Source organism: Pseudomonadota bacterium, from assembly GCA_016711215.1.
Taxonomy (GTDB): Bacteria; Myxococcota_A; Polyangia.
The window spans coordinates 444,178-459,618 of record JADJTL010000003.1 but is presented as its reverse complement, the minus strand read 5'-3'; the positions used below and the strand labels follow the sequence as shown (position 1 = coordinate 459,618).

Annotated in this window: 9 protein-coding genes; 5 read left to right on the top strand and 4 right to left on the bottom strand. The window is 69.2% G+C overall.

Features of this window, described 5'->3' with window-relative positions; translation table 11 throughout:
- Window positions 1-70 precede the first annotated feature (70 nt).
- Window positions 71-2,869 (bottom strand): Ig-like domain-containing protein, encoded by a 2,799-nt coding sequence (locus IPL40_10860; protein MBK8481661.1) that lies wholly within the window; start codon window positions 2,867-2,869, stop codon window positions 71-73.
- Window positions 2,870-3,232: 363 nt separating this feature from the next.
- Here IPL40_10860 and IPL40_10855 point away from each other — a divergent pair, with 363 nt between their 5' ends.
- A complete protein-coding gene (locus IPL40_10855) occupies window positions 3,233-5,200 on the top strand; it encodes a cytochrome c3 family protein (GenBank protein ID MBK8481660.1) in 1,968 nt (655 codons plus the stop codon).
- Between the two features lie 9 nt (window positions 5,201-5,209).
- On the opposite strand, the gene IPL40_10850 is transcribed toward IPL40_10855, so the two are convergent.
- Window positions 5,210-7,306, bottom strand: coding sequence for a hypothetical protein (locus tag IPL40_10850; GenBank protein ID MBK8481659.1), 2,097 nt, complete (start codon window positions 7,304-7,306; stop codon window positions 5,210-5,212).
- A gap of 320 nt (window positions 7,307-7,626) precedes the next feature.
- On the opposite strand from IPL40_10850, the gene IPL40_10845 reads away from it, so the two are divergent.
- Window positions 7,627-8,940 carry a hypothetical protein gene (locus IPL40_10845; protein MBK8481658.1) on the top strand — a complete coding sequence of 438 codons (1,314 nt, stop codon included), beginning with the start codon at window positions 7,627-7,629 and terminating at the stop codon, window positions 8,938-8,940.
- Between the two features lie 41 nt (window positions 8,941-8,981).
- Complete coding sequence (gene hisC / locus IPL40_10840) at window positions 8,982-10,037, top strand: histidinol-phosphate transaminase (GenBank protein MBK8481657.1); 1,056 nt, start codon at window positions 8,982-8,984, stop codon at window positions 10,035-10,037.
- A gap of 53 nt (window positions 10,038-10,090) precedes the next feature.
- Here hisC and IPL40_10835 read toward each other — a convergent pair whose 3' ends face one another.
- On the bottom strand, window positions 10,091-10,771 hold the full coding sequence (locus IPL40_10835) for a methyltransferase domain-containing protein (GenBank protein MBK8481656.1): 681 nt from the start codon (window positions 10,769-10,771) through the stop codon (window positions 10,091-10,093).
- Between the two features lie 110 nt (window positions 10,772-10,881).
- Window positions 10,882-11,355 (bottom strand): hypothetical protein, encoded by a 474-nt coding sequence (locus tag IPL40_10830; GenBank protein ID MBK8481655.1) that lies wholly within the window; start codon window positions 11,353-11,355, stop codon window positions 10,882-10,884.
- A gap of 584 nt (window positions 11,356-11,939) precedes the next feature.
- Between IPL40_10830 and IPL40_10825 the strand changes: the two genes are divergently transcribed.
- On the top strand, window positions 11,940-14,243 hold the full coding sequence (locus IPL40_10825; protein MBK8481654.1) for an AAA family ATPase: 2,304 nt from the start codon (window positions 11,940-11,942) through the stop codon (window positions 14,241-14,243).
- Window positions 14,240-15,418, top strand: a complete 1,179-nt coding sequence (locus IPL40_10820) for a cysteine desulfurase (protein ID MBK8481653.1) — start codon at window positions 14,240-14,242, stop codon at window positions 15,416-15,418. The genes IPL40_10825 and IPL40_10820 overlap by 4 nt, the downstream gene beginning before the upstream one ends.
- The last annotated feature ends 23 nt before the right edge of the window (window positions 15,419-15,441 follow it).

Here is a 15,441-nt window from a genome sequence, read left to right as displayed (position 1 = left end):
GGCAGGCTGAAGGGAGGCGGTCGGCGGCTCCCCTGAGGAGAGAGCCGCCGGCCCTCGGCCGTCGAGGCGCCTAGGGTCGCGTCAGCCCCGTGAGCGAGCCGCCGAGGTCCTCGATGCTGTCGTAGAGCAGCTGAGCGATGTAGCTGAAGTTATGGGCCCAGGCGCCCGGATCCTTCTGGCTCAGCTGGTAGTTATGCGTCGCGCGGACCAGCTTGTCCGTCCAGCCGGTGAAGCTGCCGCCGCCGCATTTGCCGAAGTAGGGGTAGGCGTGCCCGTCATAGCAGAGCGTCGGTGCGACGACCTGGATTTGGGCCAGCAGCTTGGCCGCGAGGCCCTGCAGCTCGTCGGCCAGCCTCGTCGTCGCCGCGTCGCCGTCGTAGTCGATACCATCGCGCGAGCTGCCCCGAATGGTGGTGAGCTCGGCGGCTGTTGTCACGCTCTCGTGACAGCCGGCGGCCTTGCAGGCCCCGGCGTTGTCGGCGACGTGGAAGGAGTGATCGGTCGCGCCCGGGGCATGGCAGCCGACGCAGCCCGTCTTGCCGGCGATCGCGGTGTGGTTCCTGGTGGTCCGGTAGGTCTTCCCGGAGTACTCGTAACCGAGCCCGCCGGCCGAGCCGGCGATGACGCCCGCCGCCGGCAGGTAGTGCACGTTGCGGAAGCGGGGAGCCTGGCCGGCGCTGGTCCGAGCGAGGATATCGGCGTCGATGGTGGCCTTCGACTCGCGCCCGCTATGACAGGTGGCGCAGAGGTTCATCATCTTATCCGGCGCCTCGGTCGTGCCGAAGGAGAAGGGCGCCGTCGCGCCGGGGAAGCTGATCGCGTCGACGAGGCGGACCGGGGCGGTCGCGCCGAAGGAGGTGTGGCAGGTCGCGCAGTCGAGGCCGTTATCCTGCTCGGTGCCGGTCGGCGACTCGACGCCGTTGGCCAGGTAATAGGTCAGCCCCTCGGAGCCCCCATGGCACTTGGAGCAGGCGGAGGCCACGGTCCCGCTGGCCTCGGCGTCCCAATGGCGGGCGGCTTCGCCGGCGCCATTGAAGTGGCCCTTGTCGTTACGCTGGTCGTCGGAGAGGGCATACGCCGCGTCCTCGATCACCGTGTTCAGGTCGACGATCGCGTCGTGCAGGAGCTGAATGATGTACTTCGCGTTATGCGCGAAGGCCCCCGGGTCCTTGGCCGCGACCTGGTAGTTATAGGCGGCGCGCAGCAGGCGCGGCGTCCAGTCGGCGTAGCCCGTCGTCTCGGTGGCACCACAGCTGCCGTTGTTATCGGCGTCCTTGAAGAAGTAGGGGTAGGCCACCGCGTTGTAGCAGGGCGCTGGCAGGCTCTTCTTGGCGGCATAGGCCCGCAGGGCGGCCAGCAGCTTCTCGCGCAGTCCCTGCAGCTCGAAGTAGATGCCCTCGGTCTTGTTGCCGTCGTTGTCGTAGTCGGTGAGCTTCGAGGCCACCATCCTGATGCCGCGCAGCTTCTCGACGCTGTCGGCCCCGGTATGACAGCTCTGGCAGGCGCTGGTCTTGACCTCGAGCGAGTGGGGGTTGTGGCAGCCGACGCAGGTGTCATAGCCAGGAACGTGGCGGAAGCGCCAGTCGTAGGTCTTGCCCTGGTACTGATAACCGCCGAGCACGCGGCCGGCATTCAGCGTCGCGCCCGCCGCGTAGTAGTGGATGTTGAGGAAGCCGAGCTTGATCGCCGCCGTGGCCGGGTCGCCGTCGTGGTCGATCGCCGGCGGCACGGCGTCGAGATCGAGGCTGCTCTCGGCGATGATCTGATGCAGGCCCTTGATGGCCGGGTTCGCGCCGGAGGCCGACGCGCCATTGAGCTCGGCGCGGCGGCGAACGTTCGGGTCCGGAAGTCGGGCGACGAGCGCTGCCTTCATCGCGTCGACCGTCGCCTTGAGGCCAGCGACGTCGGCGATGCGCTCGTCGACCGCGAAGGTCGAGGAGCGGCCCTGGTGGCAGGTCATGCAGCGGGCCTCGGGACCGAGATCACTGATCTCAATGCCCGAGGGGAAGGTGACGCTGGCCAGCCGATCGGCCTTCGGGTTGTGACAGGCCTGGCATTGGATGCCCTTGGCTGCTGCTGTCGCGGCCACATCGACCTTGCCCGCCGCGCTGCCATCGTCACCGAGGAAGTCGCGGAAGCCGGCGGTGCTGTGGCACTTGCCACAGCTCGTCGGGACGACCGCGGGGTTGTCGCCGTCCCAGTGGCCGAAGGCCTCGGCCGCGGTGTCCGCATGTCCGGATCCCAGCCAGGCGGTGAGCTGCGCCAGCTCGGTGGCGACCGTGACGACGAGTAGGCCTTCCTTGGCGCTGGTGGCGCCGCGCGCCTTGATCGTCGTCTGGCCGTCGCGAACACCGGTGACCGTGCCGTCCGCGGCAACCGTCGCCACGGCGAGGTTCTCGGAGGTCCAGGTGTAGGTGGCGTCGGTCGCGTTGACCGTGCTCGCCGTCAGCTTCGTCGTGGCACCCACCTTGGCGAAGGGATTGCCGGCGATGATCACCGCCGCCTCGCCCCGCGTCGTGACGACCAGCACGTGGTCGGCGCTGAGCCCGCTGCTCTTGCCCGCGACCGTGATCGCCGTCTCGCCCCCAGCCACGCCCGTGACCACGCCCTCGTCGCTGACGGTGGCCTTCTTCGGGTCGGCGCTGGTCCAGGTGTAGGCGCTGTCGACTGCACCTACCGTCCGGGCCGTGAGCGTCAGGGTGCTGCCCACCTGCACCGCGTTGCCCCCGCTGACGACGACGTGCTCCAGGCCCCCGCCTTCGTCATCGCTGCAGGCGCCGATCGCGGAGGCGATCAGCAAGGCTCCGAGGGCGACGCCGAGGCGCCTTCCGGCGCGACCGAACCGTGCCGAGCTAGCTGGCTTACTCATGATGCTCTTCTCCTGGCCACGTAGTGTTACCGAGCCCGGTAGCCTTGGAATGCCCCATCGAATCGAGCCGAAGGGGCGTGCTCCGAATGACCGCCGTTATGCTGTCTGAAGGCCCGCGTAGTGGGCCCGATAGTCGGCCAAGTGGGCCGCGCTGTCAAACTCAACCAGGCGAGATTATTGGCCGAAATGGAACCGAAAGGGTGCCCTTTTGGGCCGGCCCGTCGGTCCACTAAGGTCGGTCCGCAGAAGTTTGTGCGGCGCAGGCCTGCGGCTAGGATGCGGCCAGGCGGGGTGCGAAGCATGGATCCGATCCGAGGGCAGCGAGAGCAGCAGTGGAGGGGACGAGGCCGCCGGCGCACGAGGATGCGCTGGGCGTCTAGCGACGCGCGATCGACGCACGCGATCGGCCTGCTGGTTCTGGCGGCCGCGCTAGCGGCGGCCCCGCCAGCGGCGGCGGAGCCGGAGCCACCGACCAACGCGAGCTGCCTGGACTGCCACGCAGAGCGCGAGGTGGTCGGCGCGCGATACGTCGTGGATGGCCGCGACCTCGCCGTTGGTCCCCACGCCGACGCTGAGGTCAAATGCGTCGACTGCCATACCAAGGCGGCGACGGTCCCAGACATCACTGAACACGGTCGGCTGGGTCCGGCGAGCTGCGGCGAATGTCACGAGGCTGGGGCCGAGCTCGCCGCGGGCGAGCACAGTCGAGACCGCAGGCTGCCGGGGCGTAAGCTGCCGACCTGCGGCACCTGCCACGGGCTGCATCGGATCCTCGCGGTCACGGATCCGGCCTCGCCCGTTCATCCGGCGCGGCAGGCCGCGACCTGCGGGAAGTGCCATGGCGGTGCGGTGATCGGCAGCTTCCTCGCCAGCATTCACGGCCGCGCCTCGACCGCGGGCGCGACGGCCACCGACGCGAGCGCGCCGCGCCCACGCTGCTCGAGTTGTCACGGTCCGCATCGCATCGAGCACGGTGATGTGCTGCGCAGCCCGCGCTTCAAGCTGGCGATGGTGACGGCCTGCAGCGGCTGTCATCCCAAGGTCGCAGCGGAGTACCGCGGCAGCGTTCATGGCGTGGCGCTGCTAGAGCGCCGCGAGATCGAGTCGGCCTCCTGCGTCGACTGTCATCGCGGCCACGAGATCTATCGCCCCAGCGACCCGCGGTCGGCCGTCTTCGCCACGCGGGTCATCGACGACTGCGCGAAATGCCACGCCGACGCCAAGTTGATTCGCCGCTTCAACCTGCCCGGCAACGTCGTCGCGTCCTACGAGCTGAGCTACCACGGCCTGGCTGGGCGCGAGGGCGACGGAAGGGTCGCCAACTGCGCCACCTGCCACGAATTCCACGCGATCTACCGCGCCGGCGATCCGCGCTCGTCGATCCACCCGGGCAAGTTGGCGCAGACCTGCGGCAAGTGCCATCCGGGGGCCACCAGCCGCTTCATCCAGGGCACGATCCACATCCAGCCCGGTAGCCAGCAGCACCGCGCCGTGGCCCTGGTGCGCGCCGTCTATCTCTGGCTGATCGCCATGGTGCTCGGCGGCATGGCGCTGCATAACGTGCTCGACTTCCTGCGCAAGCTGCGCCAGCGCCGGCGGCGCGAGGCCAGCCAGCCGGCGATCGAGCGGATGACGCGCATCGAGCGCCGCCAGCATGCGGTGCTGATCGTGTCGTTCATCTTGCTCGGCTACACCGGCTTCGCGCTGCGCTATCCCGGCGCCTGGTGGGTCGCGCCGCTGCGCTGGGCGGCAACCACCGAGGTCTTTCGCTCGCTGCTGCACCGCGTCGCCGGCGTCGGGCTGATCCTCGCCGGCCTCTTTCACGTCGGCTTCTTGATCTGGCATCGCCGCGGGCGTGAGCAGTGGCCACACCTCGTGCCGCGCCTGCGCGACCTTTACGAGCTGAGAGACAACCTGCTCTTTCTCGTCGGGCGTCGCGCGCAGCCGCCGCGCTTCGGGCGCTTCGGCTACATCGAGAAGGCGGAGTACTGGGCGCTGGTCTGGGGCACGGCCGTGATGGCCATCACCGGGCTGGCGATGTGGTTCCAGGTCGAGGTGCTGCGCTGGCTGCCGCGCTGGGTCTTCGACGTCTGCGCCGCCGTGCACTTCTACGAGGCAATTCTCGCCGTCTCGGCGATCGTCGTCTGGCACTTCTACTTCGTGATGGTCAACCCGGAGGACGCCCCGCTCTCGACGGTCTTCCTCGACGGCCGCATCACGCTCGAGCACCTGAGAGAACACCGCCCCGCCGAATACGACGAGCTCGCGCGGCGCGGCGAGCTTCCGACTGAGGCGCAGGGCGCTGAGGCTGGCGGCCGCGAGGAGGAGTGATCGCCACCCTCAGCCGAGGAGCCGGCGCGCCATCGCCACGTAGATCGCGACGATCAGCGCCACGCCGATCACGAACGCCAGCATCCCGATTGGGTTGAAGATCCGCTTCCAGCTCTGCCACTCGTCGCCCATCCGCTCCTGCTCAAGCCGACCGCTGGCCTTCAGTCGGTCGTAGAGGCGCTTGCGCTCGTGCAGCATCTCCTCCTCGGTGATGCGCCCCGAGAAGATCACCGAGTCCATCGGCCACTTCTCGACGCGGAAGTGCACGTTGAAGAAGTGGAAGGTGAAGATGAAGCCCGCGGCGAGCAGGGCCTCGTCGCTGTGCATGATCAGCGCTACGTTGATCGCCCAGCCGGGGAGAAAGCGCGTCACCGTCTCGGGAAACCACATCACCAGCCCCGAGAGCCCGATCACCGCCACGCCCCAGAACACGCCCAGGTAGTCGAACTTCTCCCAGTAGGTCCAGCGGTCGAATTGAGGGCGCGGGCCTCGACCGAAGAACCATTTCTGGTGGGCCCAGAAGTCCTTGAGGTCCTGGAAGTTGGGGATCGGCGAGTCGGGGCCGAAGACCACGCCGAAGAAGCGGCGCCAGCGCCAGCGGCCGCCCTCATCGCGGTAGTCGCCCCGTGCCTTCCAGAGGCGGGCGCCGACGACGCCGAGGTGGATCGCGAAGTAGACGCCTGTGAGCACCGCCCCGAGCCGATGCAGGGTGGCGGCCACATGGGGGCCGCCGAGCAGTCGGAAGATCAATTGCGCCCAGTCGCTGGTGTAGAACTTGAGCGGCATGCCGGTCAGGACGAGCAGCAGGAAGCTGATGATCACGAGGAAGTGGCAGAAGCGGTCGACCGGCTGGAAGCGAACGTAGACGCGACCCGTCGTGACCTCACGGGCGCGGCGCTTTTGCGCAGAGAAGGCCTTTGGATCGCGGATCACGAGCGCCAGCGAGCGCGCAAACCACAAGATCGTATGCAGCCCGAAGAAGCCGAAGACCCCCAAGATCAGGGCAGTCATCAACACGTAGGTCCAGTAGAGCATCGGATAGCGCGCGCGGTCCGAGTGATTGGCGTGGGTCAGATAGCCGGTGAAGCCCGCCGTGGCGCTCGGGTGGCACTTTTGGCAGACCGCCAGGCGCCGCGCCGGGGCCAGTCGGGACTGCGGGTTGCTCACGGGCAAGACATCATGGTGCCCGTGGCAATCGAAGCAGGCGGCGACCTCCGTGCGGCCGAGCGCGATCGCCTTGCCATGGTAGGTCTCGCGGTAGCGCGCGAGGCGGTCGAGGTGGCAGCGGCCGCAGCGCTCATCGCTCGCCAACTTGAAGACGTTCTTCGTCGGCGCGACGATCTGGTGCGACGTGTGACAGTCGATGCAGACGGGCCCGCGCGGATCGCCCTTGGCCAGCAGCTGTCCGTGAATGCTCTTGGCATAGACCTCGGCGATGCCGAAGTGGCACTTGGCACAGGTCGCCGGCACCTGGCGGTGCGAGATACTCGAGCGCGGGTCGCTCTTCGGATAGATCGCATGGCTGCCGTGGCAGTCCGTGCAGGAGGGCGCGACGATCAGGCCGTCCCGCAGCAGGCCACGGCCGTGGATGCTCTCCTCATAAAACGACACGGCCTGCGGTTGCTTGATGTGATGTTCCTTGACGAGCGCGGCATTCTGATGGCAGCGGGCGCAGGTGTAGGGCAGGCGCATCTTGAAGACGCGCGAGCGCGGATCGCTGACCTTGACGATGTCGTGGGCGCCGTGGCAATCGCCGCAGCGCGCCGCGCCTCCACGGTTGTGCGCCCAGGCCTGGCCATGCACGCTGCCGGCGTAGGCCTCGGCCTGATCCTCGTGGCAGCTCTCGCAATGCGGCGGACCGAGGTGCGCCGCGTGGGGCGCGGCCGCGTCGGCCTCGGCGAGCTGCGTGTGGCAGTCCGTGCAGGCGAGGTCGGCGTGGATCGATTTCTCCAGCGCCGCAGTGTCGAGCACGAGCTGGCGGGCAGGATCAGCCAGCCGTTGGTTGACGCCTGCTTTTCCATGGCAGCGCAGGCAGCCCTCGGCCGCTGCGCCGGCGTCGGCGGCGTTGCTCGGGCCGACCGGCAGCAGCAGCGTCAAGGTCGCCACGAGTGGCAGAATCCGGGGTCGCGGTCGTGCCGTCCCGCGTCCGCTTCGGCGTGCTCCGGACATGTCGTTCGTCTCCCCTGGCGCAGCGGCGCGGGCGCTGCACTGTAATGCTGGCTCCCGGCCGGTTTTCTGTTGTGGACTGAGTATCATAGCGGGTCGCCCGCGATCGGAAGATTCAGCCCTCCGGTGCTGTGGCGGCGCCCTCCGGTGCCGGGGCGGCGCTCGGGCCGGGCTGCGTCGCATGGCCCCGCGCATACGCGCCTTTGACCCCGGCCCCGACGTTACTGTATGTTACCGCCACTTTTCTGTGGGGTGAGCTAATGGCGTTTCTTTACGGCGACTCAACTCCTTTTCCACTCGAGGAGAACTTCATCGACACGCTACGCAACGCGACAGATATCTGTATCGCGTTGCTGCGCGCCGACGAGGCCCTCGACGGGATTCAGCGCTCGGTCGAAGAGGAGCAGCAGGCGGCCGAACGCGACCTGCGCGGCGTCGAGCGGCTGGTAACCTCGGTCAATCAGGTGCTCGAGCCCCAGGTCGCGAGCAGTGCCGGCTCGTCCTATGTCCAGGGGGTATGTGGTCGGCTGCTGCAGACGGCGCAGAGCGTCGTCGACAACGCGGCCAAGGACGTGGTTGCGCGGCGCGATGCGGCCGTGCGCCAGGCGGAATCCAAGATGGCTGCCGAACGCGCGCGCATCCCGCAGGCGCTCGAGCGCTTCCTGTTGGCGCACGAGATACCGGGCACGCAGTGGAGCATCAGCTGGATCACGCGGCGCGGCACGACGCAGCAGACGCAGGGGCCGACCCAGGCCAACGCCTGGGCGCTGGCGCGGACGCCGATTGGTCTCGAGGCGACCTTCGAGCTCGATGTCGGCCAATCGCCGCTGTGGGCCCGTCCCTTCAAGCTGGGCGACCTCAAGCAGGAGGTGGCGATTCAGCTGCCCCATAAGGGCGGCTGGCTCGATCGCGGCACGAGTCTGCGCGAGGAGCGCCTCGACCGGATGTTCGTCACCGAGGTCAACCTCACGCCGCAGCGGGCGTCGGTCGTGCTGCGGCGCGGGGTGCGACCGCTGGGTCCAGGCTACGAGCTGACGATCAGCCCCGACGGCAAGGCGCCGCCAGAGATCAAGCCGATCGGTGAGGAAGGCGCGGCCGCCTCCGACGACAAGCTGGTGTTGGAGGGTCTCGATGCCGCCGCGATCTCGGATCTCTGGACGATGATCGAGGCGCGGCTGCTGCCGCTGGTCGGCAAGCGCGTGCGATTGGCGCAGGCGCTGCTGGAGGGGCTGCCGCTGGCGGAGATCAAGTCGCCGGCGAAGGTGGCGCAGACGCTGATTCACGTGACGGCGCCCTTTGTCCGCGAGATGGGGCGCCGCAGTCCCGTGCCGGGCGAGCTGGTGCTCAAGCGCCAGGTCGAGGATGGTCGCCGCGAGGAGATGTTCATCTCGATTCGCGAGCTGACGGATAAGTTCGCCACCCTGACCCCCGAGCGGCAGAGCTTCTTCGGGGAGTACGGACTCGTCTTCGACGTGCGCGAGGCGGCGCCGGCCGACGGTGGGGCCTCAGCGTCGCCTGCCACGGCGGGCGTGGGCACGGCGGATGCGGCGGCGGCCGCGAGCGCGGCGTCGTAGGGCCCCGCTCGGCCGTGCTCCTTCGGCCTCATATCGTCGCCATGCGGCCCTATGTTCCCGGCGAGCAGCCTGCCGCCGGCGCAAGGGTAATCAAGCTCAATACCAACGAGAACCCCTATCCGCCGAGCCCGCGGGTGGCGGAGGCGATCGCCGCCGAGCTGGCCGCAGACGGCGCTGCAGGCGCGCCCGGTGCGCGCCTGCGTCTCTACAGCGACCCGGCGGCCACGACCTTGCGCGCGGTGGCTGCCGAGCAGGCCGGCCTGCCGATCGAATGCGTGCTGCATGGCAACGGCTCCGACGAGCTGCTGGCGATGCTCGTGCGCAGCTGTGTCGGCGAGGGCGACGCGGTCGCCTACCCGCACCCGACCTACGTGCTCTATGAGACCCTGGCGCGGGCCCAGGGGGCGCGACTGGCGGTCTACGATTCGCCGCGCGACTTTGCGCTGCCCGCCGCGCTCTTCGGCACCGAGGCGAAGCTGGTCTTCGTCGCCAGCCCGAATTCGCCCTCGGGCATCCGTTACGCCAACGAGCAGCTCGCGCGCCTGGCGCGCGGCTTACCCGAGGCGCTCGTCGTGATCGACGAGGCCTACGCTCCCTTCGCCGATGGTGACGCGTTGGCCCTGGTCGGCACGCTGCCCAACCTCGTGGTGCTGCGCACCTTGTCGAAGAGCCACAGCCTGGCGGGCATGCGCGTGGGGCTGCTCTACGGGCCAGCGGAAATCCTGCAGGGCGTGGCGAAGGTCAAGGATAGCTACAACCTCGACCGCCTGGCGATCGTCGCCGGGACCGCCAGCCTCAGCGATAGCGCCTGGACGGCGGGTAACGTGGGGCGCGTGCGTGCCGAGCGCGAGCGCCTCTCGCGCGGGCTGATCGCGCTGGGGCTCGAGGTGCTGCCGAGCGAGGCGAACTTCGTCTTCGCGCGCTTTCCCAGCGCGGGCGCTGCCGCCGCGGCCTATCGCTTCCTGCGTGAGCAGGGCATCCTCGTGCGGTATTTTCCGACGCGCTTGCTCGATGACGGGCTGCGCATCACCGTCGGTACGGAACCCGAGGTCGACGCGGTCCTGGCTGCGCTTCGAGGGCGCCCGGCCGAGCCCTGAAGGTCCTGAAGGTGGGGCGGTCGCGCGTCCGAGCGACCTTGGGGCGCGCGGGTCTACCAGCCTGGCGTGGCCCGTCGTTCGAAGCCGAGCCGCCAGATCTTCAAGCCGCGTCGCTCGCAGGCCAGCTCGCGGGAGGTGCGCTCCTCGGCCAGGCGCTCGCGCGCGAACGAGAACTCGCCCGCGGTGTTGCAGAGTAGCGGATGGGTTTCGAAGAGCCCCAACGCCTCGAGCGTCGGTTCCCACACATCCGATTGGTGAAGCAGCAGCCCGCCCGGTCGTAGCGCAATGACCAGCGCGTCAGTCGTGGCGGGGCCGAGCCAGCGCCGGTTACGCTGCCGCCGCTTGAAGAGCGGGTCGGGAAAGTTGATCCAGAAGCGCAGCACGCGTTCTGGCGGAAAGAGGCGCGGCAGGTCGACGAGGAAGTTGCTCGCCTCGAGCGCGAGATTGCTCAGGCCGAGCCGGCGAGCGACCCGGCGGCCGCGCTCTAATATGTCCGCGCGGATGTCCAGCCCAACGAAGTGGCGCGTGGGGTGCTGCAGGGCGCGCCGTACGAGGAAGAAGCCGTCACCGCAGCCGAGCTCGACCTCGACCTCGGCCCCTTCCGCCAGGCGCAGCTCGTGCCTCGGCGCCAGGGCCGGCGCCTTCAGCGGATTGACATGGTGACGAATGCGTGGCGACATCGACCGGCAGAAGCCCGTCAGCTGGGCGAGCGGCTGGACGCTCGCACCCGTCACGCGCCCTGTCAATGGTGGCGCGCCCTGTCAATGGTGGTCTTGGCGGGCTGCCGGCGAGCGTGGGGATATGCCGAAGCGGCGGCAGCGGTCTCAGGGAACTTCAGAGAAGCTCACGGAAAGACGCCGGCCACACTGACGACCGCGGTGGCGCGGCCGCGCGGATCGGTGGCGGCAGTCGGTGCGACCACGAAGTGCCGCTCGCGCTCGGGTCGCGCGCTCAAGTTCCAGGTGGCCATACCGATGTTGAAGGCCGCCGCACCCGCCGAGACGGCCCCCGCGGCCCGTAGCGCGGAGGAGCCAGTGGCGAAGGCGAGACCGCCGGCGAGCAGGCCGATGCCCCCACTGACGTAGGAGAGAATAGCCGTGGTGCGCGCCCGCTCGGCCTTGGCGACAAAGACGCCGTTGGCGATGGCGAAGCCGAGGTTGACGGCACCGAGCGTCGCCAGACCGGCGACCGCTGGCGCGGATTGGCTGACGTCCCACGAGCCAATGCCCGGTGCGATGGCAGCGGCGTGCCGGCTGATCAGCAGCGCCGCGAGGGTGCCCGCGATGATGGCGAAGCGGCGAAAGCTCGATGTGTTCATGGCGCCATCCTCCGTCCCTACACTGCCGCACGCCGCCGCTCCGACTCGGCCGCTCCGAGTCGCCCGCGACGACTCGCATGGCGCACTGCGCCATATCGCGGGCAAGGGAGCCCTATATGCACGTACGGGGCCAACCTTGATATCGACTGAAATGCGTTGTAAGTTCTTGTATTCAAAGGGCCGTGTTTTGCGGCAGGGACATACCTAGCGCGCTGCGTCATTGAATTCGGGGCAAAAATGTCACAGTGCGTAACAAAACTGCCACAGTGGGGTCAGTTGGATCCAAAGCGTGGCCGGCCCCTGGCGCAGGATGGGTCGAGGCGACCCTCCCTTGGTGGTGTTGGTGGTGTTCGCGGCGAGGGCCAGAGTGGGCGCGGGCGCCGGGGCAAAGCCGGGGACCTCCGGATCGAGGCCCGGCTTGACACCCAGGCCGGCCGCACCATCTTTGGCCACTCGCCCACGCCAGGTCTGGCCCCGAGGGCAGGTCGGGCCCCGAGGGTTGGGCGAGCGATGGCCTGGTGGCGGGCTCGGGGACGCGAGGGCGCGACAGGTCGCAGCGAAGGCGGCCATGGGGCAAGGGAGCGATGAGGCTAAGCGACGACCTGCAAATCGCGGTGAGCGTGGCCCTGAACGAGGCCCAAAGTCGGGCTCATGAGTATGCGGGCGTCGAGCACCTGCTCTTCGCGCTGCTGCATGACCGGCAGACGACTGAGGTCATCCGGCAGTGTGGGGTCGATCCGGGGCCCTTGCGCAAGAGCCTCGACGCCTTCCTGCGCGAGCAGGTCGAGGCGCTGGCCGAGGGCCGGCGTCGGACCCCGCAGCCCACCCTCGCTTTCCAGCGCGTGTTGTCGCGGGCGGCTGCCCATGTCCAGGGGACGGGCAAGGACGAGGTGCAGGGCCATAACGTGCTGGTCGCGCTCTACGCCGAGCCCGAGTCCTGGGCCGTCAGCCTGCTCGAGGAGGCAGGTCTGAGCCGGCTCGAACTCGTTGGCTATCTGGCGCACGGTGCGGCGAAGGATGCGGGCGGCGCGGCGGGCGGAGGGGCGCTCGACCGCTCACTCAACGCCGAGGTCGGTGCGGAGGGCGAGGAGCGGGGAGGCGCCGGGCGGGCGCAGGATCCGCTTGCCGCCTACACCGTCAATCTCAATGCCGAGGCGGAGAAGGGGACGATCGATCCGCTGATCGGCCGCGAGGCAGAGCTGCAGCGCGCGATGCATGTGCTCGCTCGGCGGCGCAAGAACAACGTGCTCTTGGTGGGGGAGTCGGGGGTCGGCAAGACGGCGATCGTCGAGGGACTGGCGCGGAAGATCTTCGCCAGCGAGGTGCCGGAGCCGCTGCAGAGCGCCGTGATCTACGCGCTCGACATGGGCGCGTTGCTGGCGGGAACGCGCTACCGCGGGGATTTCGAGAGCCGAATGAAGGCCGTCCTCCAGGCGTTGGAGCAGCAGCCGCAGGCCGTGCTCTTCATCGACGAGCTGCATACCGTGATCGGTGCGGGGGCGGCCAGCGGCAGCACGATGGACGCCTCGAACATGCTCAAGCCCGTGCTCGCCAACGGCAAGCTGCGCTGTATCGGCTCGACGACCTACCAGGAGTACGGCCAACACCTGGAGCGCGATCGCGCGCTGATGCGGCGCTTTCAGAAGCTCGACGTCGGCGAGCCCGATCTCGAGGACGCCGTGCGCATCCTCGAGGGGCTGCGTCCACGCTACGAGGATTATCACGCGGTCGTCTACGGGCGCGCCGCGCTGCGGGCGGCGGCTGAGCTCGCGCAGCGCCACCTGCAGGACCGACGCCTGCCCGACAGCGCGATCGACCTGCTGGACGAGGCCGGCGCGGCTGCCCGCCTCGCCGGGCGCAGCGGGGGTCGGATCGGTCAGCACGAGATGGAGGCGATCGTCGCGAGGATGGCGCAGATCCCGACGCAGCGCGTGTCGCGCGACGATCGCCAGCGCCTGGCCAGCCTGGCCAGCGATCTGAAGGCGGTCGTCTTCGGTCAGGACGAGGCGATCGACCAGATCTGCGCCGCGATCAAGATGGCGCGCGCGGGCCTCGGCGGGGCGGACAAACCCGTGGGCTCCTACCTGCTGACGGGGCCGACGGGCGTGGGCAAGACCGAGCTGGCCAAGCAGGTGGCGACGACGATGGGCCTGACGCTGATCCGCTTCGACATGAGCGAATACATGGAGCGGCATACCGTCTCGCGCTTGATCGGCGCGCCGCCCGGCTACGTCGGCTTCGATCAGTCGGGGTTGCTGACCGAGGCCGTGCGCAAGACGCCCCATGCCGTGCTGCTGCTCGACGAGGTCGAGAAGGCGCATCCCGATGTCTTCAACCTCTTGTTACAGGTGATGGACCACGGCTCGTTGACCGACAACAATGGCCGCAAAGCCGACTTCCGCCACGTCATTCTCTTGATGAGCAGCAACGTCGGCTCGCGCGAGCTGGAGCAGCGTGCCGTCGGCTTTGGTGAGCAGCAGAGCGGCGAGCGCGACGACGAATACAAGCGCATGTTCAGCCCCGAGTTCCGCAATCGGCTCGACGCGCGCATTCGCTTCCAGCCGCTGACGCCGGCGGTGATGATCCAGATCGTCGACAAGCTCGCGGCGGAGCTCGCAGGCCAGCTCCTGGCGCAGAAGGTCGCCATCGAGTTGACGCCGGCGGCGCGCGCTTGGCTGGCGACGCGTGGCTTCGACCGGCAGTTCGGGGCGCGGCCCTTGGCGCGGGTGATCCAGCAAGAGCTGAAACGACCGCTGGCCGAGGAAATGCTCTTCGGTAGCCTCCAGGGCGGGGGAAGCCTGGTCGTCGAGGTTGAGCAGGACCGCTTGAGGCTCCGCGTGGTAGCGTCTGCGCCGGCTACGAAGAAACGCTCGCGGAAGCCCCAGTGACCGACCTCGACGCCGTCTATCTCGATCATAACGCCACGACGCCGCTCGACCCACGCGTCCTGCAGGCGATGATGCCCTACCTGGCCGGGGGCGCGGGCAATGCTTCGAGCCTGCATCGACTCGGGCAGCGCGCGCGGCAGGCGGTCGACGTGGCGCGCCAGCAGGTCGCGGCGTTGATTGGCGCCAGCCCCGACGAGGTCTTCTTCGTCAGCGGCGGCACGGAGGCAGACAACTGGGCCTTGCGCGCGGGTGTGGCAGCGGCGGCCGGCGCGCGCGACCTCGGTGGGCCGGCGCAGCTGGTGACGACGACGGTTGAGCACTCAGCCGTGCTACAGACAGCCGAACGTCTGCGGGCGCAGGGGGTGACGGTGACCTTGGTCGAGGTCGATGCGGCTGGCCGGGTCGATCCAGAGGCCTTCGCCGCGGCGCTGACGCCGAAGACCGCATTGGTCTCCGTGATGCTGGCCAATAACGACGTCGGGACGATTCAGCCGGTGGCAGCGATCGCGGCCCTTGCGCGCCAGGCGGGCGTTTGGATCCATAGCGACGCGGTGCAGGCGGTCGGCAAGATCGCGGTCGACGTCCGGACCCTCGAGGTCGACCTGCTGGCGCTCTCGGCGCATAAGCTTGGCGGGCCCCAAGGGGCGGGGGCGCTCTTTGTCCGGCGCGGCCTGCGACTGCCGCCCCTGCTCGAGGGTGGCGGACAGGAGCGTGGTCGGCGCGGTGGCACCGAGAACGTGGCTGCCATCGTCGGTTTCGGTCGCGCCGCCGAGCTAGCGCGGAGCGAGTGGGCCGAGGGTGCCCGGCGCACGGCTGAGTTGCGCGAGCGCTTGGAGCTGGGGCTGCTGGCGCGCATCCCGCGGCTGACGATCAATGGACGCGAGGCCCCGCGCCTGCCCAACACCTTGAGCGTCTCCTGCGCCGGGGTTGATGGGCTCGACCTCGTGCTGAACCTCGACCTGGCCGGCGTCGCCGCCTCGACGGGCGCTGCCTGTTCTTCCGGTCGGGTCGCGCCCTCACATGTCCTGCGGGCGATGGGGCGTGATGCCGCGACGGCACGCGAGGCCCTGCGCCTCTCGCTCGGGGCGAGCAACAGCGAGGGCGAGATCGACCGCACCATCGAGGTCATGGCCGAGGCGGTCGCGCGCCTGCGCGCGCCGGCGACCTCGGCCTAGCGCCGCGCGCTGGAGCGAGAGGG